This is a genomic window from Bradyrhizobium sp. NBAIM18, from assembly GCF_020193825.1.
In the GTDB taxonomy this organism is placed as follows: domain Bacteria; phylum Pseudomonadota; class Alphaproteobacteria; order Rhizobiales; family Xanthobacteraceae; genus Bradyrhizobium; species Bradyrhizobium yuanmingense.
This window is the reverse complement of the sequence record NZ_JADYVO010000013.1, coordinates 40,539-65,943: the sequence shown is the minus strand read 5'-3', so window position 1 is coordinate 65,943 and position 25,405 is coordinate 40,539. Positions and strand designations below refer to the sequence as shown.

Sequence of the window (25,405 nt, the reverse complement as noted above, 5' to 3'; positions counted from 1 at the left end):
TCATTCGATGATAAAGCCGGCACTGCCGGTCAATCCTGGTGCGCTGGTGCGAGGAGCATCGCGGTCTCGCGGAGGCCGGGCCACCGTGTTCGTCAAAATGCGCCCCGCGTCTGAGGGCGGTGAGATGCGATCGCTCGGCGCACTCATCTTGTTCGGGTTCGATGCCGGCCGCACGATGTACGGCGTGACAATAATGACCAGCTCGGTTTCACGTTTTTGAAACGATGAAGAGCGAAACAGCGCACCGAGGATCGGCACATCGCCGAGCCAGGGAAACTCGCCGATATCAGTGTTGAAGTTGCGCCTGATGAGGCCGCCGATTGCAAAGCTCTGACCGCTGGCAAGCTCCACAACGGTGCTCGCGCGCCGCGTCGAGAGTGCAGGGACCGCCATGCCATTGATTTTGACTTCGCCTTGGCTCGACAGTTCACTGACTTCGGGCTTCACACGTATATTGATCTGATTGTTGCTAAGCACAGTTGGGACGAATTCCAGGCTGACGCCGAACTGCCGGAATTGGACGGAAACCTGTCGATTGTCCTGCATGACCGGAATGGGAAATTCCCCGCCGGCGAGAAAGCTTGCGGCTTCGCCGGACATCGCCGTCAGATTCGGCTCAGCCAGGATAGAGGCGAGGTGCTCGCTCGCGAGAGCGTCGAGAACAGCGCTGAGATTGGTATTGCCGGCGCTAAACCCGATTCCGATCGTGCCGCCGCCGCCGGCCGCGCCGGACCCGCCCCCTTTTCCCGTAATAAGGAAAGCGCCGTTTGGGCCGGAGGCGGTGAAGTTGATATTGAGATCCTTGACGGCGCTGCGGGAGACTTCTGCCACCCGTACGCTGAGATTCACCTGCAACGAGCCAGCCACCTGGATCTTGTTGGCAACCAGCGCGCCCGCCCCAAGAAACTGCTCAGTGACCTTCCTGGCGTTCTCGACGACATCGGCAGTGGGCGCGGTCCCGCTAAGAATCGCGCCCCGGGGAGTATAGCTGACCTGTATCGGATAGTCGCCGACCTCAGCCCTTAGCGCGGCCCGCAGATCCTCGATCGGTTGGGTAACGACAATACGCAGCTCAGCCAGAGCCTCTCCCTTGTCGTTCAGGGCGAACAGGCTGGTCCGTCCCGCCTTTTTGCCAAAGACGAAGATCGTGGTGTTTGAGGGCGCCTGATAGTCCGCAATCGCCGGGTCGGCGACAAAAATGCTCGCAGCCGGTCCGGTCAGATGAACTGTCTTGCCCTGTGAGGAAGTAAGGCTGAGCGTGCCGGTGGTGCTGCCAGACGCCGCGCGTGGCTGTTCTGCTGTGCCATCTCGCTTTGTCTGAGCTGTGGCAGCAAACGGAAATAACAGAGCGACTGCGCACAGGGTGTACCAGAGGCGGCGAAAAGTGGCACAGTGCGAGCGGCCTGCCACCATGGACGGCTCGTCAGCGCCGGCGGCATTGTTAACGATGTTCAAGGGAGTGTCGCTTTCAAGTTCGATCGGCTAGGCAGCCGAGGCTGCGCCAATGAGTTCAAGGGTGTAACCGACACCGCGCGCGGTCTTGATCCTGAGCGTTGCACCCGCCTGGCTCAAATGCGTGCGCAAGCGATAGATCCCGACTTCCAGCGCATTGGTCGAGACCTCGTCGTCAAATGTATACAAGCTATCTTCGAGCGATGCGCGCGGCACGGTACGCCCCGCGCGATTGAGCAGATGTTCAAGAATGCACACTTCACGGCGCGCAATTCTGAGGAGTCGACCACCAACCGAGACTTGTCGCGCGATCGGATCGAAATGCAGATTCCCGAATGTCACGACCGGCGCCGTCATTTGCGTTGACCGTCGCAGAATCGCTCGCATGCGAGCAATGAGTTCGTCGGTAGCCACGGGCTTAGGCAGAAAATCATCCGCGCCCGCATTAAAAATCGCAATCCGCCGGCCGAGATCATTGAGACTGCTCATCATCATGGTGGGCATTGACCGTCCCTCGCGCCGCAACTGCTTCAGCCAGTCCAATCCGTCTCCATCGGGCAAAGTCGATTCGAGCAGGACCATGTGGTAGTTCGCGCAATCGAGCGCGGCCGCCGCCTCATCCAGCGTGCGTGTTACGTCAACGGCGAAGCCGCAACCTAACAGCACTTCCTTCACGTGGCGGGCAAAGTCCGCATGGTGATCAACCAGGAGAATTCGCATTTCATTGCCTCTCGTCCATCCACGAAGATCTGAGCGCGTCACGATTGAGCATGGGGCTCGATGGAACTGAGAGGAGGCTGGACTGGCGTGAGTTTGGACAGCCCGAAACGAAAGGGCGGAGCATGTTGACTGGCGATCAATATCTGCGGGTCGATTGTTGGCGGATGGACCACGGACCGCTGCGGCCTGCTTACGGCGTGGGCGCCGCTCAACATGCCCCTCATGCCAGATCTGATTTTGTTTAAGAGGGTGACAGCCGCGGCAGCCCGCTGACGCGTCCGTGGGCCGATCACGGCCGTTCTTGCACGCACTGACCCGGCCCCCGCAGTACGAATAGCGCCGAGCCGCGCAAGCGAAACCCAAGCGCGGGAGACGATCGGATTTGTGGCTGAACAGATGAGCGAAACCGACATGGAAACTCCCCAATTCGTCTTGGTCTGCGGCCAGTCTTGCTGGGCTGTCGAGCCTGTCGTGTCGTGAAGTCACGACAGTGCAAGTCTTTCCGGTATTCAAGGACACATCACGCGAGGCATCTGGCCACTGGCTTCACAGGCCGAGATGCACGCCGAAACGATCAATGCCCATCGCGGCCGGAAGAGCACCCTCTCGCTCGCAATTGTTCGCACGCAAGGTGTCAACCCTGCTGAAGTTCTGACGCGCCCGAGGTCCCTGCACATGTCGTAGCCCAGCGAAAGCTGCGAGCGATTGCAGGACCGAGCTCCACAGTTTTGCGATCGCGCATAGATCCCAGTGCCTACACCAGAACCACTTCGCCTCACGGAGTGCACAGCGCCATGATCGGATCTCGATTTCGGAGTTGGAGTGTGCCCCGCAAGGCCGAGATAGCGGCCGCCAGCGTTCTTCTCGGACGGCGCATCTTGATTCGCTTGGGATAGGATCGGCGCTGCGTCCTTCGATCTCCACATAGGCGGTGTGGGACGCTGGCCCTGGAGAGGAGCTATTCAGCAGCATGATTGGGCGGCGCAGCGGAGCATTGTTCTTTTGAGACGTTCGCAATTCTTGCTACCTGTCAGGAAGAGTTCACGCGAGCGGGGTCGGTGTCGCGACTGTCAGAAATCCTACAATCTGACGCTAGGTGAGGTTCAAGTGCTTTTGACCGCTGGTCCGTAGCGGTGCTCTCGAACTCGCAAGGAGTCTTTAGCCACGACGACACGTCCTAACCAAACTATCGAGTTGCGCGTAGCGCGCGTCCCTCTCCTTAATGTCGTGAGCATTTCGTCGGTCCAATCAAAGCGTAGCTTGAGCCAAAGGCGATGGCAGTGTGTGAAGGCGGTCGTCTTTGCTGGCCCTTTAAGTGTGACGTCGCTGTCGAGCGGTCGACCTTGTGCGTGCGAATTCAGCAGGGAGACAGTGGCGCCCCGTGATGCTTCTATGCGAGGCGCAGGAGCTAACCTATGGGATGCAGGCGCCGGAGCTCGCAAGCTGATTTGATCGGCAAGGGACTGGAAGAATTGCGAAACGACATTCTTGAATGCTGCCTCCATACATCACGATCGACTATGGAGCTTTTAGGCAAGATCGGCAAAATCGATTCTTTTGATGGAACGCATCCAGGTAGCGAATAGACAGTTGTGCGACGGCACGGCTTGCCGCGTGAGCGAGACTCTATTGAGTTGGTCTTTGATGCGATCGCGTTCGAGCTCTTGCGATTGATCGCACCATCAATGGCAGGTCGAGCTGCGGAAACGATCGATGCGCGGCTTTAGTGGCTCACCTCATCTGAACTTTCTTCCAAATGTGTCGGCGGCGGCTGGGTCGATGCGAGGAGGCCGCAGCACCCGAACGAGGCCGGGCAAGAACAAACAATGGCACGAGTGCGTCCTCCGCCACACTATCGGGTACCTCTTTGGGATGTGGGCGCCCCTCCGTCCCTCGCGCGGGTCAAGGGATAGGTATCAGAGCCTGTGGCCAAGCCATTATCGTTGTTCCTGAAGCGGGCTCGCTGGGACGACCCTTCCTTCCGGTGGTCATCTAGTCAGCATTAAGGGACCTACGAGCATGGCGCAGTCGCCAGTTGACTGATCGTTACTCTCCAGTCTTCCGCTTGAAGGGATTGTCTTTACTGGCGACTCGATAGCTTTCCAAATTGCCGCCCAGGAACAAGCGCTCTGTCTCACTAGTTGGCGTTCTGCCAAGCGAACACATCAAATCCACATCCGCATCGATGTTGTCGCTATCCTCCACATTCATTGCAAGGCCAATACTGCTCAGTACGTCGTCGGGCGTCCAGACCGCAGACTTCGGCACGACGTAGGTATGCAGCTTGTCGGCATTGTTTGCAATCGCTCTCGCCCAGTGGTCTCGGGAGACGCTGAGTTTCGAAGGGTCTTCGACCAACGACACGAATGGAGAAGCGGTCTTACCGCGCATATGCCATCCAGCCTGGCGTGCCAGGTCCAGGGGATATCGCTCCAGAGGATCTCCAATGGAAGAATGATCTCGCGCCGTGTTACGGACGTGTGATATTGCAGATGTGGTGTCTTCCGTGCGCGGTTTGCAATCGCTGTCCTGGTTCTGGAAACGATGCAGCTTGAGATATGTCGATGCCGCTATATTGTCGAAAATGCGATCCCGGTCGACACCGTTGTCCCTCGCTGGCGCCCATCGCGCTGATTGCTTTTCGGCGAGGGCGATCTCGTTCTTGAGCTCTTGAAGCGTGGCGCCCATTAGCGTTGCCGCAAGCTGGGCGCGCGCGCTGACAAATGATGGGGCTGGATAGCGACTGCTTTCCGAGGCCGCCGCGCCTGGCGCAGACGAGGAGCTGGCGGCGGCGGAATTTGCCGCTATGGGGACTGAAGCCGAGGTTGGGTAGACCGAATCGACGTCGTCTGGATTCAAGTCATTCAGCTGCTGCTCGAAGCTTGCTTGATCGTCTGAATTGGGCGCCGGTGCGCCGATCTGGGTGTTAAGCTCGTCCTGTGGCCCGTGGACCCGGCGCGGCTCCTCTAGCGGGTTGTAAACCTCAAAGGGAGTGTCTGCGGCATTTGCTGGATCAACATTCATCTCTCTCTCCCTTCGAAGTGCAGGCGGTCGGCGTAGATTGTTGCAGGTGCAGCTTTCGAGAAGCTGACGGACCAGGAAGGAGGTGATTTAGCTTTGGAATGAGTCGAATAGATTCAGTCAGCGAGGCGAATGGTCAGATGGACGGAAGCCGCGCGAAGCGAGGGATCATAGTACGGTGCTGCCTTGTGCCTTCCGGCATTGCTGTTCGATCAGGCCGAGATCGGGTCCCCTGAGTGAGCTTTTTCGGACCCCGCGTCGGGTTCGCTCCACCACCTCATTGCGGACGCTTCATCTGGGGAGACGGCCCTTGCACAGCAAGACGGACGAACTGGCGCTTGCGGCTGGTCGAATTTCTTTCGGAGATCGTCTCCTTATGCAGATGTGAGAACTGCATTATCTCGCCCGTGCGGACTGCGACGGAGAAGCGCAACCGGCTTCCGTTTTGTTGTTTCCAAGCGGAGGGCGACCCTGTGCAGATCGTTGTAGTCGACGCGCGCGAAGCTAAGCCACTTCAGCAAACCTGACCTACGAGGTTGTGATGTCGGAATAGCTATCACAGCGACTTGCGCCTCGTTGCGACAGGCTGCTTTTGTACAGACGCGAGCGCGCGTTGTGTCTGGAATCAGACAAACAGCTTGCGAGCACGACGTCTTTAAATGCGCAATCTGCGGTACTTATCGAGGGAGAAGAGCATATGAAGTTTACTGGCCGAGCACTAATGATCCTGTTGTCCTTGCTTTTGGCCGCGAGCGTGAGCGCGCCGGCGAGCGCCGATGAGCCCTCGCCGAAATACACCGAGGTGCTCAGTGCCCTCCAGGCGGGGAAGAATGTAAAGCTGATACTGGACATGAGCCGCTGTACCACCGCGGAGGGTGGCAAGCCTGCGTCGGCGACGCAGGCCGGTCTGGTCATCAATGCCTTCAGGGTGACCGTCCAGAACGGCATCAGCTTCGCCAATGCTCATCAAACCGTTGACAGCTCCGGACACGCGGTGACCGAGTACATCCGCCACAGCCTTAGCCGCGAAGGCAAGCTGACGGTGCGAGCCTCGAAACTTGTTGTCGGGACCACCGAACTGGTGAACCAGGGCGAATTCATCTGCGAACTGCCGGATGGCGCAAAGTTCATCTGGTAACGAAGAGCACAGAGCAGAGGGCCCTTCAAAGACTTGATCCTTTAATCGTGCGGGCACCTTCGCACGGATGCGGAGCCTTTCGATCGTCAGGAACGATCAGAGTGTTTCTGACGGTCGTTTCGACGGACGAGGATCAAGTTGCACGGACTTGATGCTCAGGTAACTCATGATGGCCGCCGATCTCCATTCAAATCTCAGGGATTGGAAGATCGGCGGTTCAGGCAGTCGTCGTGTGGGGTGGAGCCAAGGCTCTCAGTTGAGCGCTTCAGATGAGCTCGCCAAGGACGTCCTCACGCTGTCTACGATCATCGTAAGAATTATTTCCAAGTCGATGCAGCCGCGGGCTCGCGATGATGACACGCGAGCCTGGACCCCGAGGATGCGCTCGTATCTTTCATCCGCCTCTTTTGGGATCCTTTTACCTGAAATCTCAGTGCTGCCGAATGCAGCCACAAGGTGATTGAGCCATCCGCTTAAGATCATCTGGGCTCGCCGCTATGGGTTTGCTCACCGCTCGTAAACTGCGTTCGGGCGCAGATCTAAGCTCTCTGAGCAAACGATCTGTGGTTTCGGCAGCTTGAGCAGTTGCCCGCGGTGCCGACAAGCACCTCTTTCAGCCAGATTGCACCCAACGGAAGAGGGGAGCGCGGCCATCGGTTGGGCTGATCGCGTTGTATCGATCCATGCTGTGGTCGGCGGGCATGGCTACCGCGTTCTATTGCTACTCATCTTAGCTTCGCAAAACCTGACCTGGCCAGGCGGAAAGCTAGAATGAGCAATGATCGGCAAGGGCCGTTACAACCAGAGGATAAGTGCGGCGAACTTTTAGAGACGATACAGGTTCGGGCTGAAACTCTCATGTTTCCAAGCGCGGTACGCGGCCAGTCCGCGGCGCAGTTGGACCGGAGTATCATTCGTAGCGTGAAACGCTACCTTTGAGTTTTCCGAGCGTCGGAAAATGCAAATCACCCTTTCCGACGCCTGTACCACTCAGTCGTTTGTTCCTGACTTTTTGTATGGATTAGATGCGCTAGCGGTTCGATAGTCATCTAGGTTCCCGCCCAGAAATAGTACCTCACGCTCCTCAGTTGGGGTATCACTCACCCATGCCAGAGCGGGTTCATCATTCTCAGTCCCGTCCTCGAGAATACTGACGATGTCTTCCGCCGTCCAAGTTGTGACCCTCGGCACCGTGTAGGTGTGCAACTCATTCGCGTTTTCCGCAATTGCTTTGGCGCCATACTCGTTGTCATCGTCCGGCGAAAGGAGCAGTTGTGAGGCCTCCTCGGACAACGACACAAAAGGCGAAGAACTGGTATCTCCCCTCATGTGCTCTGCCGCTGCGCGACCCAGATCAAGTCGTTGGCCTCCCCAGATATTCCAGGGGGCGGCCTCGTAACGCAAAGCGGCCATGGAACGCAAATGGGCCATCGCGCTTTGGCGGTCCAACGCATGTGGCTTGCAATGGCTGGCGTGGTTTTGAAAGCGCTCCAGCTCCACGTATGACGATCCCACCACGTCGTCGTAAACGCGGCCACTATCGACGCGGTCGACTGATCCACTCGCTCGTGACCGTCTTGCTGATCTTTGCGCAGCGAGTTCGATTTCTCTTCTGAGTTCCGCAATGTTAGCGCACGCCAGCGTTGCGGCAAGTTGAGCGCGTGTTCTGACAAAGGATGCAGCCGTGCACCTTTCATTCTCCGGGATAGCTCGCGCTTTCTTGTTACCGTCCGTTACCGTCCGGCTCGATCCAGCCCCGGGTGAAGCCAATGCTGCGAGGATTGGCTGAGACTCTCTAAGCCGCTGCTCAAAGTCTGCTTGCGCTGTCTCTTCTTGTTGCGGCTCGAGGTAATTCATCCGAGCCTCGGATCGGTTGACGTCCTCAAATGGGTCCATGTCGGTCTCCCTTTGGTAGCCTTGTCACTATCATTCGTACGAAGTTGATCCGATAAGGATCAGAACCGAGACGCCCGCAATGTCGATAAAAGCGCACCGGCTCCGGTTCTCGAACCGATCGGTGTGTTGAGGGCGTACGGGTCGGACTGACTGCCGATCCAAGTCATTCTTCTGTTCCAGAGTTTGGGCCATCAAGTCGGCCTGCTGTCCGGATAAAGATGCTGCCATGCTAGAAGGCTTAGCTGTCGAACAGCTGACCAGACTCATTGCTTGAAGAAAACGCGGGGTCCTTTCCGACTACCCCCGCGAGCTGTTGTTCATTGCGGAGCAGAGTTTGTGAGATACGGCCATCGTCACTATCCGCTCCACGGCAGGGCCGTGTGAAGGTCCGGGGAGAAGCAGCGCGGCGGAAGCGCTGCTATCGGTGAGCTTGAGCGGCGTGGAGAAGTATGCCTGGGCCAGCTTGCATCGGCTCCGAGTGGATCTCCTTGAAATGCTCGTCAAGATGCTAGCTGGATCCGAACAGCTGAGTCTGGCCGCAGCCGTCAGGCTTGTGTCCGGGCCGGGGTGGCGTGAAGCTCATTGTCCTCTGTTAGGACTGCTGATGCGAGGCGTCGCGTGGGTGCGCCGGGCGCTGGTCGCAAAAAAAAAGAGCCGGGCGTGCGACTCCGATCCAGGCATCCGCAACACACGGGTAGTGGCCAAACTCAACATTAGAAGGCTGTACGGCCGCGAAACGTTGAACTGCCAACCAGACTTGGCTGGGCCACAAACGATTCGGGCGCATAGAACCCGCGGCGGCAAAGAATGGCGCACGGGCGCCTCAGTTCGGAAAAGAAAAACGGGGCGTTGACGTTTGCAGCCGATGCGCCACACAATGCACGACAACGTTGGTCGCGCCTTACGAACATATCGCCGCACAAGCCTTTGGTGTGACCTGTAGGCGCAGGGCAATTTCCGCGCTCCGTCGTATCGGCCCCTCCTTCCCATCTCCGAGCCCCGGCGCGTTTCCGGTCAAAGTAGCGATAGATCCCAGGCACCGACGCATGAAAATTGATAGCATCAGTCTTCCTGGGTCGATCCAAAACGACCAGCCGGGATGGCCGAAGGAAGCAGCTCTTGGCGCTCGCGGGCTGCACTCCTGTTGCTAACGGCAGGACGGTGATGACTTAGGTCGGAACGCCGGGGCTGCGGTCGTCCACCATGCTGGCGCGGAGCGTGTCGTCCCTGATCTTTCTCGCCGGAGATGGCCGCAGACCTCGAGGCTAGCACGGATCGAACTGGCATTGATGAAGCTGATCGCGCGCGAGTCATCACGACAGGCGCGCCCCACCTCACCTACCGGTAAGAGACGCACTGCGATACCCCAACTGAGTGATTTCGTGAACGTTGATGCTCCCGATGTTTGACGCTCCACGGCAGCCTGTCGTCAAAAGTGACTGAGTCCGGTGCACATAGCGAGCGCGCTCACGAAGGGGGCCTCGAGGACGGGCATTCTTGCAAAGTCGCGGTCGGTCATCATACCGATAGAAAAAGCGAGAACATGCGGCGCCTGCAAGACAATCAAGCGAAGATCCGCAGGATCTTCGAATGCAGCGGGCGCCACGGTGGTGCAGAACAAAGCTCAGCACCCAAGCATTGCCTTACCGAGGCATCTATAATCTAGAATGTTTCATCGCAATATTAGATGGTTGCTTGGCGGGGCCTTATTGATCGGATGTCGCTTTGCAACGGGGCAGCATGCGATCAACAATGTCTCGCCAAATCTGTCGTGTGTTCTCGAGCGCATCAATTCGTGTCCTTCGCTTTGAGCCGGGCGCTGCCAATTAAAGTCGCTGCAATCACGTAGCGCATGTTCGGGAAGCGTGATCAGAGACCATTTGGGCTAAGCGATGGACAGATAGACGTCGCAATAGAAGGGGATGCCAACAGACGATAGTAGATTGAAATACTCAACTATTGCGTTTGCGTGGTCTCGACCTCTAAAGATCCTCTAGTCGATCCTTGCTCGCCCGATCGCGAGTCCAAAACGTCCGATCGCGAATGGGCATCAGAACACCTTACTGAGGAGCAGCTGGCTTGCTGATGAATTCTGGAGCTCCGATGTGAGTGTACTCGTGTGGGATCATCTAGCCGCTGGAAACTGGCTGTCAGGACGGCGTCAATCGGCAACTACCGTGGTCGAAGCTCTTTTGAGCTGCGCCCGCGCGCAGAACATCACAGCACGTAGCCGAATCTTCTTCGGTGAGAGTCCTCTAGCATCAGCCGACGGTTTGTATCCATGCCTCAAATCTGTTGCCCGGCGCACATCCAGCGTGAGCTTGCGCGAAAGGGCGGGGCGGTCGCCGAGATTGACTTGTCCTCAAGGGCCCACCAAGTGGCTCCGAGGCCGCATTCGGGGCTGTGATGTCTTCGGTTAACTCCATGCTTCATCTTGGCCTAAATCTTCATGGCGCTGGTGGCCATTCCGCCGCGTGGCGCTGGCCGGGCACAAATCCAAGCGCCTTTTTCGATATCGAGCACTACGTCCGGGCTGCGAAGGTTGCGGAGCGTGGTCTGCTGGATGCTGTATTCCTCGCCGATACTCCTGCGATAAGTTTCGACATTACGCACCAGCCACCGCTGAATGGGCTCGAACCCACCCTAGTTCTTGCGGTGATTGCACGCGAAACGCAGCGGATTGGCCTGATCGCGACAGCGTCGACGACCTACAATGAACCATACAATCTCGCTCGGCGTTTCCAATCGCTCGATGTCATCAGCCGTGGCCGCGTTGCCTGGAACGCAGTCACGACGTCGAGCCCGGCGACGGTAGCGAACTTTGGCGGTCGAGAAGTCGGGCGAGCGGATCGCTACAGACGGGCCGAGGACTTCGTTGAAACGGTCCGTGCTCTCTGGCTGAGCTGGAGCGGCGAGGTGGTCATCGCCGATCAGGCTGCGGGAGTTTACGCAGATCAGAGTCAATTCCGCCTGCTCGATCCCGATACCAATAGTTTCGGCATCCGAGGCCCACTGACGCATCCCGCTTCGCCCCAAGGTCACCCAGTCATCGTTCAGGCGGGCGGTTCGGAGCCCGGACTACGGCTTGGTGCCCGCAGTGCAGATGTCGTGTTTGCGGCCGCCGGGGACTTGACGACGGCTCTGCGGGAGGCAGAGCGCCTGCGTGCGCTCTCTCGGCAATTCGGCCGCCCTGCGGCTCCGCTCATCCTGCCGGGCCTTGTCACCTGTATCGGGGGCACCGAGGAAGAAGCGGCTCGTCGCAAAGAAAAGCTTGATGGGCTGCTCGATCTGGAGCGCGCCATTGGCGCCCTTGCAAGAAGCATGGGTGTGGCGGTCGAGAAGCTCAGCCTCGAAAGGCCAATCCCGGAGGAGATTCTGCCTGATGCAGATCATGTTCCGTTTTCTGTCGGTCACCATCGCACGATTGAAGCTCTGGCGCGTCAAGGTCGGACGGTTCGCGAGATCATCAGCAGCGTTCAAGCTTTTGGCCACCGCTTGCTTGTGGGTACACCCGAGCAGATCGCGGATTCGATTGAGGCATGGTTCCGCGCCGGCGCGGTCGATGGTTTCAACATTATTCCGGATGTTCTCACCGATGGCACTTCAGCGTTTGTCGACAATGTGGTTCCCATCCTGCGGAAGCGCGGGCTGTTTCGCAAAGAATATCTGGGACAGACATTGCGAGAGCATTTCGGCATTTCTACTCCGTTCGAGCCTGCACGAGCCACAGCTAGCTCACCGCTCTGACGCTTCCTCAACACCAAATCTCTGGAGCTCGGATATGCATTTATCGAATGGGCGGTCAGCGAGGCGCTTCACTGGCAAGTTCAACCCTCGAGCAAGAACACTGGCGGCTACCCTTGTCATGCTCTTGGGCCTGTCCCAATTGGCGCCCAGCGTTCATGCGCAGGAAGGCTTAGCCGGCAGCGTAAAGCGAGGAGGCGTTATTCGCTATGGGCATTTTCAAGAGCCTGCCTGCCTGTTCGGAGGATGGGTCCAACAATGGTATCTGCAACGCCAGTACAGCGATAATCTGGTTGCGCGCAACGAGGACGGCAAGATTTCGCCATGGCTGGCCGAGTCTTGGACCATCTCCGACGACAAAAAGGTGTACACATTCGAGATAAAACCGAATGTAAAGTTTACCGACGGGACTGCCCTCGATGCGCAGGCCATCGCTGACAATATCAATGGTTGGCTCAGCAATGACCCCGATCTTCGCAATCCGACTGCCGCTCCTTATCTCGGCGATAGCTTCGAATCGGCAAGAGCAATTGCTCCTCTGAGGTTGCAGGTAAAATTGAAGGTGCCGTTCCAGCCCTTGCTGAACGTCTTCGCCCAATCCTCACAAGGCATTCTCTCGCCATCGGCACTCAAACGTGGACTTGCGGTCAATTGCGAGAATCCCGTCGGTTCAGGTCCATTCATTGTCGACAAGTGGCACCATGGGCGAGAAGTCATCTTCCGCCGCAATCCCGACTACAATTCGGCGCCGGCCACCGCCAGACATCAGGGGCCGGCTTACGTTGACGGGATCAGTTGGAAGTTTCTGCCCGATCAGACTGTCCGATACGGCTCGCTGATCGCGGGGGAGACCGATGCCATATACGATATTCCGGCTGTCGCATGGAAGGACGCCAACTTCCGCTTTCCAGTATTGCGGCACCTGACGGGGGGCACCCCCCTGCGCCTCGCATTGTATACGGCCCGGCCCCCATTTGACGACGTGCTCGTCCGCAAGGCCTTTGCCTATTCTACTGACCGAAAGGCCGCGGTCGACACATCCTTCCTCGGCTCTTTACCGTTCGAAGGCAACGGTGCGCTAAGTCAGAGCTCGCCGGAATACCTGCCTGAACTCGGGCAGTCCTATGGGTACGATATTCGCAAGGCCAATCAGCTGCTTGATCAGGCGGGTTGGACTGAGCGCAATCCTACGGGCGTTCGTGTCAAGAACGGTCGTCCGCTCATCGTGCGCATTTCCTATTCGTACGCTTTTCTGAAGCCCGATGGCGAGCAAGCCTTGCAAGTTGTCCAGCAGCAGGCGAGGGCGGCCGGTTTTGACGTACGTCTTCAACCCACCAATCCGGCTGACTTCTTCGCCGGGAAAAACCTCGGCCCCGATGATTATGAGGTCGTTCTCCTCTATTGGGTTGCCCCCGGCGCTGAGATATTCCGGATCTCGTGGAAGCCCGATCAGAATGGCGAGCCCAATCGCTTCAATCCCTCACGCTACCAGGATCTGATGCTTTGGGACATCATTCAAAAGGCGGAACAGAATTTCAATGGAGCTGAACGTACCGCCCTTTATCAGCAGGCGGAACGGAAGATCGTGGATGAGGCACCCGTTATTGGCCTTACTGTGCTGGACGTAACTTTGGCGACCAAGCCGACCCTGAAAGACGTCTGGCTGGACCGTGGGTCAGTTGGCGAACCTGTCTTCTATGATGCCCATTTTAACGACAAGAAATGATGCCATGAAGATAGCAACCCATCATCCCATTGTTTGGTTCACGCGCCGGATATTGTCCGGCGTAGTGGTGGTGTGGGCTGCCGCAACGTTTGCGTTCTTAATTCAGTGTGTGCTGCCTGGCGATCGCGCCCAGATCATCATTAATGTGACAAGTGGCAACGTCGGGCCGGCGTCCGCGGCAGAACTCGCGGCGATCAATGCGAAATACGGCTTTGATCAACCGCTCATGGTTCAATACGGAAAATACATGCTGGGAATCCTGCATGGAGATCTTGGTGAATCCTACCAGCAGCATCGGCCTGTCGTAGGGATCATCGCGGAGCAGATTGGGCCTACGATTATTCTGGCGATCGCCGCGTTGCTGTTCGCATGGATTATCGCCATCCTGACAACCTTGTTCATCGCCGGCAGAGACAACATATGGTCGAAGCTGCTCAATGACACGCAAGTCTTTTTGGCAACAGTGCCGCCTTACTGGCTGGCCACAATTTTGCTGGTTGTTTTTGCGGTAAAGCTGGGCATTCTTCCGGTTATCGGTGGAAATTCTCCGGTCGGGCTCATTCTGCCGACACTTGCGTTGGCTCTTGAACTGTCGGGCTTTTTCGGACAAGTCGTTCAGAACGAGTTCACGCGCGTGCTCGAGCAGCCCTTCGTCACGTGCGCACGGGCCCGAGGTATGAGTGATTTTGGCGTCAGGCTTCGCCATGTCCTCCGCCACGCCGCATTGCCCGGGATTACCTTGTCAGGCTGGGCGCTCGGCAAACTTCTTTCGGGCGCGATCTTGATCGAGGTGGTTTTCGCCCGTCAAGGCCTAGGTGGAGTCCTCGTCGCTGCAACGTCCTCGAGAGACGTTCCGATTGTCTCGGGAGCTGTTTTGATCTCTGCGGGCGTATTCGTTCTTGCCAATTTGATCGTCGATCTGACTTACCGGCTGGTTGATCCGAGGATCAAGTTGACATGAGCATGTTCGCCGAAGTCACCATATCTCGTTCGCTCAAAGAAGTCCTGGCAATCACGCGCCATGTTCCCTTCCGGGTTACCGTCTCTCTTATCATAATTGGCCTCTTTGCCTTCGCGGCTATGGCCCCAAAGGTACTGCAGACGCACGATCCGCTCGCTATTGATTTGAGATCGTCATTGCAGTCTCCGTCGATCATTCATTGGTTGGGAACTGATCAATTGGGGCGAGATCTTTACTCTCGAATAGTCGAGGGAACGGGCCAATCCCTCGCCATCGGACTTGGTGCAACGGCGCTGAGCATGTCCATTGCGATCGTTTTCGGCATCGCCGCAGCGCTTTCTGGTGGCGTAGTCGACAGCATCCTTAGCCGGATTGTCGACGTGCTCTTCGCGATTCCCACGCTCTTGCTCGCCCTTGTGTTCGTGACCGTTTTTGGCCCGTCGGTATTGACTGAGGTCATAGCTGTCGGAATCGGCACAGCGCCAGGCTATGCGCGAATGATCAGGGGCCAGATGCTTGCCATCAAAGGGACAGGGTATGTGGAGGCCGCCAAGGTGCTGGGTCATCCATTTCCCGGTATTGTCTGGAGGCATATTCTTCCGAACGCCATGAGCCCGCTGACGGCAATGATGACGATCGGCGTAGGCCAGGCGATTATATGGGCCTCGGGTCTTGCTTTTCTAGGCCTGGGCGTCGCTCCCCCGGCCCCTGAATGGGGCGCGCTGCTCAATGCCGGGCGCAACTATGTGATCTACGCCTGGTGGCTGGAGATCATACCCGGTTTGGCGGTGACGGCGTTTGCTCTCAGCGTCACCATCGTCGGGCGCCATCTACAGGACCGTCTGGAAGGAAGAACGTGAATGTCCCAGGGCGGCCCCCAGCCTCTCTTGCAGGAGGCAGACCTCCTCACAGCCGATTCGCTGCGTGTTTCTTTCGGGCGCGGCATCGCCCAGAAAGCGGCTGTGCGCAGTATATCCTTCTCCCTGCGGCCGGGACAATGTCTTGCAATTGTCGGTGAATCCGGCTCGGGCAAGAGCGTAAGTGCGCGGGCTCTCATAGGCCTCGCTGGTCGCCACGCCAATGTTCATGCACGCCAGCTTAGCTTCGAGGGGACGGACCTGATCGGCCTTAACGATCGTGCCTGGCGGCGCATCCGCGGCAACAAGATTGGCTTTGTATTACAGGATGCACTCGTCTCGCTTGATCCGCTTCGCCCGATCGGCAAAGAGGTTGGTGAAGGCTTACTCCTCCACGGTGCGGTATCATCCCGCGAGGAGCTCGCGCAGCGGGTCATTGCTCTCCTTAAACTCGTCGGTGTCCCTGAGCCGGAGACGAAGGCCGAGCAGCTGCCCCATCAATTATCCGGCGGTCAGCGTCAACGAGCTCTCATCGCGGCGGCACTTGCACTCGATCCACGCATCCTTATCGCTGACGAGCCGACTACCGCTCTCGACGTGACGGCGCAAGCTCATGTGCTGGCACTCCTCCAGGAAACCAAAGCCAGGGGCAAGGCGCTGATCCTGATCAGTCACGATCTGGCAGTGGTCTCCCGCGTGGCCGACGAAATCCTCGTCATGCGAGGAGGCGAGGTCGTCGAACGCGGCCCCGCCGTCCAGATATTCAAAGATCCGCGACACCCCTATACTCGTCAGCTGCTGGACGCTGTGCCATCAGGCCGGCCGCGCGGCTCACGTCTCTCACCATCGACTATTCTGAGTTTGCCCGGCCGGCAAACACAGCCGCCCGTGCAATCGTTGCCGCAAGCTCGTTCCATCCTGCTCGAAGCGACAGGTCTGGTGAAGCGCTTTGAGGGCCCGGATGGCACTTCACGGGCGGCTGTGGACGGCGTGTCCTTCGAACTGCGATCCGGAGAGACTTTGGGCATCGTCGGTGAGTCCGGATCAGGAAAATCGACGATGGCGCGCATGGTCATGGCGCTCGACAAGCCTGACGATGGAGTCGTTCAGTTTGCAGGCCGGCCTTGGACCACGCTCGCGGAACGCGAACGGCGGGCTCGGCGGCGGGCGATATCGATCATCTACCAAGATCCTCTTGGCTCGTTTGATCCACGATGGACGGTCGGACGCATCATATCCGATAGTCTTTCGGGCGACGTCGAGAAACGGCAGCGGCAGGAGCGCGTTATTGAGCTGCTCGATATGGTCGGACTATCCGAGGCCTTGCTGGACCGACGGCCGCTCGATCTCTCGGGCGGCCAGCGCCAGCGCGTTGCGATAGCCCGCGCGATTGCACCAAATCCTGCCGTTATCGTCTGCGATGAACCCGTTTCGGCGCTCGATGTCTCAATCCAGGCGCAGGTCTTGGACCTGCTCGGCGATCTGAAGGACCGCCTCGGCGTAAGTTATCTCTTCATCTCGCATGATCTCAGTGTTGTTCGTCATATCAGCGACCGCGTCATAGTTATGCGCCGGGGGAGAATCGTCGATAGCGGCACCACTGAAGAGATTTTTCGTAATCCACAGTCTGATTATACCAGGAGCCTTATCGCGGCCATGCCGCGCCTTGTGCGTGTTCAACGGAGTGGTCATTCAGCTACGATCCTCGAAGAAGGCATCGCGTGAATGCCTTCGAATTCGATTTCCATTCTCAAAAATCGTCTGTCGCCGATGGCGGGGCAGCCGCGCTGGCCCGCGATTTGGTCGCGATTGCGCCCTCGCTCATCGCTCGGAAAGGACAATCTGTGGATCACGGGTTAAAACAGGGGACCGGCCGGCGCGCGAAGCAGGCCTGGCCGAGTTCGAACACAGGCTAACCGCGAGACCGGCGATCTGCACGTGTGGAATTGCAAGCCATCAATTGCCTGCCCGCAAGGAGTGCGGCTCTTGCTCTCCTGCAAACGAGCTCGGAATCTTCGCTTTAACGATAGCCTAGCCATGGTGCGGCTCCCGACAAAGCCTTGTTTGTCAGATTCGAAACATTCGGCGCCAATTTCGAATTCATGACGCCGTATTCAGCTCGCTAATTTCGACTGACGCGGCTGGCACGCTCGTTGCTACCGATGAGTTAAGCCGAGCTGAGTGCAGCCCTCGATGAACGATCACTTTTCCACCGGCAAGCCGCGGGTCCATTCTGAAAAAGAAGACCTAGAATTTTGCGCATTCGGTTTGATGGAGAGTGATGTGGAGTTTCCCAGAGCTGACGAAACAAATCGCTTTGTCAGATATATCGGCACTGTCAACGGACAGATCGTTCTCGAGGTTGGCGGGCTTGGTGAACAATCGCACCGAGTAGCAGTGGGGACGCATGACTAGGATTCGGCTGAAGTGTTTAAGCGTCCGCTGCGAAGAACACCGACGCAACAGGAGCCTCATCGACGCATCGTGTCGCCAATTCGCAGACGAGCTAATCACAAAGCGCATAGCGTGGGCGCAGGCCCAGCACAAAGAGGTCAATAACAGGCCTTCCGAAATCCGGGCAATACGGAACCCCCGACATGTCGCATAGGATCGTCGCTGATAGCGAATGCACCGTGAATGAAGGGGCGGGGCATTGCTCAGATCCGAAGAACGAGCTTTCATCAGACGGCGAGTTCGTTCGGTACTGGAGCCGAGCTGCCGATCGGCTGCGCGCAGTGGCTGCTGTCGGCAGGCGGACCGAGGAGGCGATCAAAAGGACCGGGATTGGTTTGCAGCTATCCTCCGAGAACTTTAGCGGTCACGACCTCTCAGATTTCCCGATGCGACGCTGTACCCTTAATCGTGCGCAGCTTTACGGAGCAAAGTTGGATCGTGCAGATCTTTCTGAGGCGAACCTTATCTGTCCGGGGCTAGAGCGGGCAAGTTTCCTCGGGGCCAAGCTTGATTTTGCCTATATGCACGCCATGGCAGCGCAGGTCTGCAACTTCGATGACGCCAGTCTGCGCAATGTAATTGATGCAACCGGCAGCCTGTTTCATGGTTGCAGTATGAAAAGAACACGCTTTGACAACGCGATGCTCAGCGGGCTCCTCCTTTATCAGTGCGACGCGAGTAATGCTGTATTCGATGGCGCGGAACTGCAGGGGTCAACTATCAATGAATGCTTCCTTCCTTCCGCTTCCTTCCGCTTTGCTAAGCTGAGCCAAGTCACGATCACGAAGACGCATCTGGCGGATTGCTCGTTCTTCCAGTCAAAGGGAGACTGTTTATCGATCGTGCGTCCCACCTCCATCGATGGTCTTGTCTTGGAAGGTGCTCATCTTCCGTATCTGAGACTCTCAAAGGTGAGCGGGCGGATTCGGGCGAGAGCCCTGAGCGCCCCATTCGCTGATCTTCACCTGTCAAATCTCGCGAGCGCTGAGCTGGAACAGGCAGACCTCACCGAGGCGCGGCTTCTGTCCGTAGGCCTGTCCGACGCGAACCTCGTCGGTGCTGTGCTCAACAGTGCATCTATTCATTCCTGTCAGCTGGACGGAGCGGACCTATCTCAGGCATCAGGTGAGAGCATTTCGATAACAGAGAGCACAATGCGAGCCGCCAAACTTACCGGTCTTCGCGGCCGCTGCGCCTTTGTGCGCGACTGCGATCTCGAACATGCGGACCTATCACAGGCTTACCTCTACAGGTCGATGATCACCGGTGATCCGCCGCAATCAATGGCATTGGGCCACGCAAATCTCGAAGGCTCCAATCTCGTTCAGGCATATCTCGCCGCGGGTATGACCGATAGCAACCTGGAGGCAACGCGAGCCGCATACGTTCGCATGAACCAATCGTCCCTGCGCGATGCGAACCTGAGTGGGATATCGCCATTCCAGGCCAGCTTCGTGAAGGTCGACTTTTCAGGCGCTAAGATAACCACTTTCGAGCCGCCGTTTTTTGCCGACCGTTGTCGGGGACTGCAGGTCGCTCTGGAGGGGGATCAGCTGAGCGAGTCATCGAACTATCTGGCTGAACTCTCATCGTTGATGCGACGTGGTCGAGAAGGGTCAACCTGACTCCTTTGAAAACCGCAAGAGCAGAGGGAGCTACAGTGCCCATGAGCTTAGATCAGTTTGATGCGGTCATTCGACTGTAAGCGGGCGTTGAAGCTCTTTGGAGCTCGTCTGCGTGCGCGGCCCACACAGGATGCCCAGGCCGCGCATCTTCCGAGATCCAAGCGCTCCACTCTTTTTGCGTTCAAGGAAACTGGAGTAAGAACATGCATCTGGCAGGTCTTTCCGCAGGCAAGGCGTTCATCCGGGAGGTCGCAAGAACAGGTCAGACCATTGGCACGGTACACACTCTGGGCGCCCTGCATCTTGGACATGCAGAACTGATCAGAAGAGCGGCCTTGGAGAATGACGTCGCGATTGTCACAGTGTACCCGAACAAGATCCAGCTTAGACCAGGCGGGAGCTACGATTTCAATTTGGACGATGATATTGGACTTGCCCTACGTTCGGGAGCGACTGCCGTGATTTCCTCGAGCGACACCGAAATGTTTCCGCTTGGCTATCGAACGTTCGTATCGCAAGGTGACTATCATTTGCGTTTAGATGGGCCTGAGGCGTGCTTGAAGGAAGCTGTAACCGGTGCGGTCCGCTGGATCTGCTATGCGCGGCCAACTCGCAGCTACTTCGGCCTGAAAGATATCGGTCAGGCGATCCTGGTGAAGCGCGCCGTTGCAGACCTCCTTCTGGATTGCGAGATAAGGTTTGTGCCGACCGTGAGATACAAGAATGGAGTGCCGATTTCGTCGCGCTTAAGGCGATTTAGCCGGTCTGAGCTTGATGAGCTGTCGTGCCTCTTCACGGCACTCAACCATTTAAGGGAAGAGATCGTCCGAGGAGCGTCGAGCGTCAAGGACCTTGTAGCGTCGGCTGCATCTCACATAAAGTTCCGACGGTTTAAATTCGATTATCTTCGGATTGTCGGCGCTGACAGCTTCGAAGATCTAGAGCAGGTCAAGCTCCCTTTCATCATTATTGGCGCGGCAACGGCTCACGGCCTGAGGGTTTTCGATAGTATCTATGTTCCAGATCAGGATACCCTCCTAAATGGTGCTCCGGATCTCTGGATCGATCTGCCTAAGAACTCATAGCTAGACCAATATTCACAGCATGGCCTTCACGGAACTAGTACACTGGCCTGGCATGGAAACAGCATGCAAAAAGAAATCTGAGCTGATCGGTTGGCGCGCTAACATTTCCCCGACATTCACTGGGTGCGAAGTCTAACCAGCAGGCATCCCAGACTACCACCCGCTCGGGGCCCAGCGCACTACAGCTGACACGGTCGTTACCAAACATATTTGCTCTACTCGACATTTCTGCGAGGGTGACATGTTTGATGTCTATTCGTAATAACAAGCGGGACTTCCTCGTCATAAGCAACGCTTCTGAGATGCCCGCACTTTACTCTTCCAATAAATGGCGCAAGAGCAGAACTAGAGTTCTCAAAGTCAGCGACGAGATAAAGTCGGCCGTTCAGCGACAAGGGTATTACGTTCGTAGCTTTCGAGTTGGCAAAAGGGAAATGATCTAGGGCTTGAGCCAATAACGCAATGTCGGCTGACGAGGGCCAAGCGGAAGACATCTGCTCGGGTTGAGGTTGCCGGTTTCAGCCCAAAGCGGACACGTCGGAAGGAAGGCGCATCTGTCGGCAACGCCTAAGCATAAACTCGGCTCCGAAGCGGTGCTGACTGGATGGTCAATACCTTGCGCCTAGAGACGAAGTGTTACTATGGAGATCGGCACTATGAGTCCCATGACTGCTATTTCCTGGAGGTGCAGCCTACAAACATCATCGCGGGTCCGTGACTTATTTCAGCGTCTGAGAGACTCTTTGTGCTTCCGCCAGATCAAGCACGGGAGCGCAGCTATGCCGATCTCGCGCCTGATTTCCGGCATCAATTTCGCTCGTGACCAACAACACCTTTTCGAGTCTGGCTTGAACTGCGCTCTTAGGAAGCTTGGCTTGGTCGTGTCGATCATGGCGATCCAAACTGCGACTGATCGCAAAAGAGTGATTGAGGTTCATAGTCCTGGAGTGACTGACGCTGTTGCTGTGGGCGAGATGGCGGTTCGCGAGATCAGTCTGTCCAAAGAAGGAAGCATGCTAGCCGGGCGGTGTCGGTATGTCTTTTCGGCGTTGATCGGCAAGATGAAGAGGATGTCCACTCATCCGTCTCGCTGTCTAGGCTCTGACCGGGCTTACGCTAGTCCCGCTCGTGCTCGTCAACTCAATCTCCGCGAGGCGATCGGCTTGCTCTTTGGTCAAATTGACCGCCCAATTAATCCCAACCAGAGCCGGCCCCTTCCGTTGTCGATCCCATCCAGCCCTTAGCCCCCTGAGGACCCAATAATCGGCGCGGTGAGAACGTCTTGTCGCGCACCGTCATGTTAGATCCGCACTTTTATCATCTGATCATCACCTGATCGTTACCCGAGTTCGCTCAAGACAACGCGCCTCCGTAACTCGTGCGCGGCAGCTTTCAAATCGCAGACTCCGATCAGACCGAGCTGCCTCAAGCTCAGGAGAGCAAGCAGGTCACACAGCTCGACACAAAGCCCAGCTCCCAATATGGCTATGGCGCGTTGCTCCTCCGCATCGAGATCAACCCGTGAATTGCTTTCCAGATGCGTTCCGGTTTCTCAAAAGCCAAACCCATGCCTGATGTGCCGGAGCATAGCGATCGCCGCGTCGGTGTACCGACCGTGCGTGAGGTATTGATCCAGTTGCGCTGTGAAAATCAGCGCCGCAACTGCCACCGTGAAGCCCTTGAACATTGGGCCTCTCCTGAAAGAGACCGCCAACCGGGCGTGTCGGAAAATCAGACGTTCTCAGATTGGCTGCCGCCTATGGCGACCTAATATGGAAATGCTGACAGTGAGTGGTAACTACTCTCTTAACGGGCGCGGTGGACGGGTACCCCGAAGCCGCTAGACCCGGTACCGGATGACCCACTCGTCGAACCGGCGGGCTGAAAAGAAGATAGGCTGCATGATCCTTGGCGCCACGAAGCGGACCAAGCGGAGACCGCGTTCCGTATACGCGATCGGGCCATACGCGGAGACGCTGCGTGAGTGAAAGAGGCCGCCAATCGAGATGGCCTCTTGTCGCATGAGAAAATTGCGCTGCTCAGAACGACAAGAGCGCTATCGCTGCGAGCACCGTGTTGAGAGCGCCAACGGCGATGATGGCCGCCGTAACGATCCGGTCATGGCTCATCACTTCCTCCACTACTAAAGAGAGGATATCTTAACACAGCTATCTAGGCGGGAAAAGCTCTCGACTTGATCATGCGGCGGGAGATCTCAGCGAATCGGCGCATTTGAGCGCCGGTCTCACTCTGACGTGCTGTTCGCACATTTGCCTCGGGCGGGCTGCCCCAGGTTTTGCTGCTCGACCTGACGCGAAGGCGTTCGGCTTCGGCGACTAGTCGGGACGGCGCTCCGTCATGCGCGGTCGCTCCGATTTGCCCCGCCTCCCACGTTTCTCGACCGAAACGGTTCCTGCAGCGTTTCGGTGCAAGGCTTCAGCCTCCATTTTACAGTGTCCGAGCCTTCCAGGCCGGACACCGCATCAGGTTTGAAGCCTCTCCGGCGCTCACCTTGCAGACCTGCGGACCTTACCTGCACCTGCTCGCGTCCGCATTTCAGAGCCTCCTCGCTCCCCCTCTTTCTCAGGTTACCCCACAGGACACCCCAATCCGGGAACTACTATCCCAAGCGATGGAAAGATTGCCGCCTTCAGCTTCGCCGCTTTGGGGTGCCTCGGCCAAGATCACCAGATGGGCGGCAGACTGCCGAGCCGCCTCAATTGGTCTCCCTGGACCGAAACGACAGTGAGAGGCAAAATGGCTGGCTACCTTGGGAGTGTGTATTCGATTGGATGTTGTCCTTTCGCACAGCCCTCGTCCAACTCGTGGTGACAGCTCTCAGTGATTGAGTAGATCGGGTCGGAAAGTCAATGCGATCCTTACTGCCCGACGTGGTAGGGCTAGGCCAGCCGCGCTTTGAGATAGTCTGGTCGGGCGGCCCGTCGCAGTCAAACGTTCACGGCAGCTCGAAACGGTGAATCGTGACCTTAGATCTGTAGCCTCTCGGGAGCAAAATCTGCGGAGACGATCATGAGCAGGCGATCAGAAGATCATAAAGCAGATGACATTATTCCGCTGAGCGAGCTGGATGTAAGCGAAGGCAGGCGCTTTCAAGACGACAGCATATGGGGTTTCTTTGACCGGCTGCGAAGAGAAGATCCCGTTCACTACTGCAAAGACAGCCCTCATGGTCCATATTGGTCTGTGACGAAGTATCGGGACATCGTAGCGGTAGACACAAACCACAAAGCATTCTCATCAAAGCAAGGTGTCACTATTGTTGACGTGCCTGATAAGCACTGGACCCAGAGTTTCATCAAGATGGGGCCTCCCAAGCACGCCGAGCAGCGCAATACCGTGAGCCCGATCGTCGGACCGGAAAGCCTGACGAAGCTCGAAACCTTGATCCGCTCTCGGGTCAGGGCGATTCTCGATGGCTTGCCGCGCAATGAAGCCTTCAATTGGGTAGACATGGTCTCGATAGAGTTGACGACGCAAATGCTCGCCACGCTCTTCGACTTTCCATTTGAGGATCGGCGACTACTGACCTATTGGTCAGACGTAGCTGTTACAACTCCGAAAGCAGGCCATGCGATCGACAGCTGGGACAAGCGAAGCACAATCTTGTCAGAATGTCTGGACTATTTCACAAAGCTTTGGAATGAGCGCATTAATGCGGAGCCGCGCCTCGACCTGATTTCCTTGATGGCGCATTCGCCCGCCACACGCCATATGAAGCCGAGTGAGTTTCTCGGGAATCTGATTCTGCTGATCGTGGGGGGAAATGATACGACGCGCAACTCGATTACCGGCGGCCTCCTGTTCATGAGCCAGTACCCCTCCGAACTGCGAAAACTAGCCGACAATCCCAAGCTGGTCTCGAGCGCCGTGTCCGAGATTATCCGATACCAGACACCGATCGCGCATATGCGCCGCACTGCCGCGGTCGACAGCATCGTAGGCGGGAAACAGATCCGGAAAGGCGACAAGGTCGTCATGTGGTACATCTCCGGCAACAGAGACGAAGAGATCATTGAGAACGCCAACAGTTTCGTGATCGACCGGAAGAATGTGCGGCAGCACCTCTCGTTCGGATTCGGAATCCATCGCTGTCTTGGTCGACATCTTGCCGAACTGCAGTTGAGAGTCCTTTGGGAAGAGATCTTGGATGCGAGACTGGAGATCGAGGTCGTCGGCGAACCCGAGCGAATTGCATCTAACTTCGTGCACGGCTATTCGGCTCTCCCCGTGCGGATTGAAGCGTAGGCCTGGTCGCGCCGGTCCCCGGCCGCCGGTGCGCGGTCAGGGTGGATTGATCTGAACTATCTTGTTCAATCTGCGCAGATGGCTCGATCGACGCGAAGCATTTGTAGTGGGCAACTACTGATCGACCGGGCAGACGTTTGAAGTCCCCGTGAGAAGCGACATGTCAGGCGCGCGTCTCGACTTGCAAACGCCTGAGATGCCGAAAGGGCCTCAACGGCAACTCCGATGCCGCCTGTTCGGGTTGCCTTGTATAGCCGGAACGTGGAGCCCGATGAATTGATGCTGAAGATTGTAGCGGGTTGCAGCGATTTTCCTTGGAGAAGCGATTTGGATATTCCCCGAGTTGATTACCTCAAGCTCCCTGGGGAAGACCGGCAGTAATTTGGCAATGCCTGTGGCCGATGTTTCTCCTGATATCCTTCGGTGGCATCTACCTCATTTTCAGATAAGCGCTTCGCCA

15 protein-coding genes and 1 pseudogene are annotated in these 25,405 nt (G+C 57.2%); 11 read left to right on the top strand and 5 right to left on the bottom strand.

Going from position 1 to position 25,405, the window contains the following annotated elements; genetic code table 11:
- The 3 genes from I6F17_RS25250 to I6F17_RS25240 all read right to left on the bottom strand — a co-directional run bounded on the left by I6F17_RS25250 (window position 1) and on the right by I6F17_RS25240 (window position 5,196).
- Window positions 1–1,455 carry a type II and III secretion system protein family protein gene (locus I6F17_RS25250; RefSeq protein WP_036014812.1) on the bottom strand — a complete coding sequence of 485 codons (1,455 nt, stop codon included), beginning with the start codon at window positions 1,453–1,455 and terminating at the stop codon, window positions 1–3.
- Window positions 1,456–1,482: 27 nt separating this feature from the next.
- A complete protein-coding gene (locus I6F17_RS25245) occupies window positions 1,483–2,172 on the bottom strand; it encodes a response regulator transcription factor (RefSeq protein ID WP_036014804.1) in 690 nt (229 codons plus the stop codon).
- Between the two features lie 2,046 nt (window positions 2,173–4,218).
- Window positions 4,219–5,196: a hypothetical protein gene (locus tag I6F17_RS25240; RefSeq protein ID WP_225124629.1), complete on the bottom strand. Its 978-nt coding sequence runs from the start codon at window positions 5,194–5,196 to the stop codon at window positions 4,219–4,221.
- 694 nt (window positions 5,197–5,890) lie between these two features.
- On the opposite strand from I6F17_RS25240, the gene I6F17_RS25235 reads away from it, so the two are divergent.
- Window positions 5,891–6,331 (top strand): VirK family protein, encoded by a 441-nt coding sequence (locus tag I6F17_RS25235; RefSeq protein ID WP_036043237.1) that lies wholly within the window; start codon window positions 5,891–5,893, stop codon window positions 6,329–6,331.
- Window positions 6,332–7,321: 990 nt separating this feature from the next.
- Here the strand turns inward: I6F17_RS25235 and I6F17_RS25230 are convergent.
- Window positions 7,322–8,227: a hypothetical protein gene (locus tag I6F17_RS25230; protein ID WP_225124628.1), complete on the bottom strand. Its 906-nt coding sequence runs from the start codon at window positions 8,225–8,227 to the stop codon at window positions 7,322–7,324.
- Window positions 8,228–10,633: 2,406 nt separating this feature from the next.
- On the opposite strand from I6F17_RS25230, the gene I6F17_RS25225 reads away from it, so the two are divergent.
- From I6F17_RS25225 to I6F17_RS25185, 9 genes and pseudogenes are all read left to right on the top strand, one after another.
- Window positions 10,634–11,974: an NtaA/DmoA family FMN-dependent monooxygenase gene (locus I6F17_RS25225; protein ID WP_036043231.1), complete on the top strand. Its 1,341-nt coding sequence runs from the start codon at window positions 10,634–10,636 to the stop codon at window positions 11,972–11,974.
- A 118-nt stretch (window positions 11,975–12,092) separates the two neighbouring features.
- On the top strand, window positions 12,093–13,697 hold the full coding sequence (locus tag I6F17_RS25220) for an ABC transporter substrate-binding protein (RefSeq protein ID WP_225124627.1): 1,605 nt from the start codon (window positions 12,093–12,095) through the stop codon (window positions 13,695–13,697).
- 4 nt (window positions 13,698–13,701) lie between these two features.
- Window positions 13,702–14,658, top strand: coding sequence for an ABC transporter permease (locus I6F17_RS25215; RefSeq protein WP_162131267.1), 957 nt, complete (start codon window positions 13,702–13,704; stop codon window positions 14,656–14,658).
- Entirely contained in the window at window positions 14,655–15,518 is an 864-nt protein-coding gene (locus I6F17_RS25210; protein ID WP_036043227.1) for an ABC transporter permease, read from the top strand. The genes I6F17_RS25215 and I6F17_RS25210 overlap by 4 nt, the downstream gene beginning before the upstream one ends.
- 27 nt (window positions 15,519–15,545) lie before the next feature.
- Window positions 15,546–17,240 (top strand): ABC transporter ATP-binding protein, encoded by a 1,695-nt coding sequence (locus I6F17_RS25205; RefSeq protein ID WP_244431448.1) that lies wholly within the window; start codon window positions 15,546–15,548, stop codon window positions 17,238–17,240.
- Window positions 17,241–17,708: 468 nt separating this feature from the next.
- Window positions 17,709–17,930, top strand: coding sequence for a hypothetical protein (locus tag I6F17_RS25200; RefSeq protein ID WP_157785211.1), 222 nt, complete (start codon window positions 17,709–17,711; stop codon window positions 17,928–17,930).
- Between the two features lie 182 nt (window positions 17,931–18,112).
- Window positions 18,113–19,594, top strand: a complete 1,482-nt coding sequence (locus tag I6F17_RS25195) for a pentapeptide repeat-containing protein (RefSeq protein ID WP_225124626.1) — start codon at window positions 18,113–18,115, stop codon at window positions 19,592–19,594.
- 203 nt (window positions 19,595–19,797) lie between these two features.
- Window positions 19,798–20,679, top strand: a complete 882-nt coding sequence (locus tag I6F17_RS25190) for a pantoate--beta-alanine ligase (protein ID WP_225124625.1) — start codon at window positions 19,798–19,800, stop codon at window positions 20,677–20,679.
- A gap of 241 nt (window positions 20,680–20,920) precedes the next feature.
- A pseudogene (locus I6F17_RS25185) lies at window positions 20,921–21,122 on the top strand (hypothetical protein).
- Window positions 21,123–22,231: 1,109 nt separating this feature from the next.
- Here I6F17_RS25185 and I6F17_RS37795 read toward each other — a convergent pair.
- Window positions 22,232–22,366, bottom strand: a complete 135-nt coding sequence (locus I6F17_RS37795) for a hypothetical protein (RefSeq protein ID WP_275970522.1) — start codon at window positions 22,364–22,366, stop codon at window positions 22,232–22,234.
- 1,343 nt (window positions 22,367–23,709) lie between these two features.
- Between I6F17_RS37795 and I6F17_RS25180 the strand changes: the two genes are divergently transcribed.
- The gene (locus tag I6F17_RS25180; RefSeq protein WP_225124624.1) at window positions 23,710–24,945 is read left to right on the top strand and encodes a cytochrome P450; all 1,236 of its coding nucleotides are present in this window, start codon (window positions 23,710–23,712) and stop codon (window positions 24,943–24,945) included.
- The last annotated feature ends 460 nt before the right edge of the window (window positions 24,946–25,405 follow it).

Bases quoted from the DNA above. Each gene is read 5' to 3' on its own strand.
- I6F17_RS25245 (WP_036014804.1), bottom strand. From the start codon at position 2,172: ATGCGAATTCTCCTGGTTGATCACCATGCGGACTTTGCCCGCCACGTG.
- I6F17_RS25240 (WP_225124629.1), bottom strand. From the start codon at position 5,196: ATGAATGTTGATCCAGCAAATGCCGCAGACACTCCCTTTGAGGTTTAC.
- I6F17_RS25235 (WP_036043237.1), top strand. From the start codon at position 5,891: ATGAAGTTTACTGGCCGAGCACTAATGATCCTGTTGTCCTTGCTTTTG.
- I6F17_RS25230 (WP_225124628.1), bottom strand. From the start codon at position 8,227: ATGGACCCATTTGAGGACGTCAACCGATCCGAGGCTCGGATGAATTAC.
- I6F17_RS25225 (WP_036043231.1), top strand. From the start codon at position 10,634: ATGTCTTCGGTTAACTCCATGCTTCATCTTGGCCTAAATCTTCATGGC.
- I6F17_RS25220 (WP_225124627.1), top strand. From the start codon at position 12,093: ATGCTCTTGGGCCTGTCCCAATTGGCGCCCAGCGTTCATGCGCAGGAA.
- I6F17_RS25215 (WP_162131267.1), top strand. From the start codon at position 13,702: ATGAAGATAGCAACCCATCATCCCATTGTTTGGTTCACGCGCCGGATA.
- I6F17_RS25210 (WP_036043227.1), top strand. From the start codon at position 14,655: ATGAGCATGTTCGCCGAAGTCACCATATCTCGTTCGCTCAAAGAAGTC.
- I6F17_RS25200 (WP_157785211.1), top strand. From the start codon at position 17,709: ATGAACGATCACTTTTCCACCGGCAAGCCGCGGGTCCATTCTGAAAAA.
- I6F17_RS25195 (WP_225124626.1), top strand. From the start codon at position 18,113: ATGTCGCATAGGATCGTCGCTGATAGCGAATGCACCGTGAATGAAGGG.
- I6F17_RS25190 (WP_225124625.1), top strand. From the start codon at position 19,798: ATGCATCTGGCAGGTCTTTCCGCAGGCAAGGCGTTCATCCGGGAGGTC.
- I6F17_RS37795 (WP_275970522.1), bottom strand. From the start codon at position 22,366: ATGTTCAAGGGCTTCACGGTGGCAGTTGCGGCGCTGATTTTCACAGCG.
- I6F17_RS25180 (WP_225124624.1), top strand. From the start codon at position 23,710: ATGAGCAGGCGATCAGAAGATCATAAAGCAGATGACATTATTCCGCTG.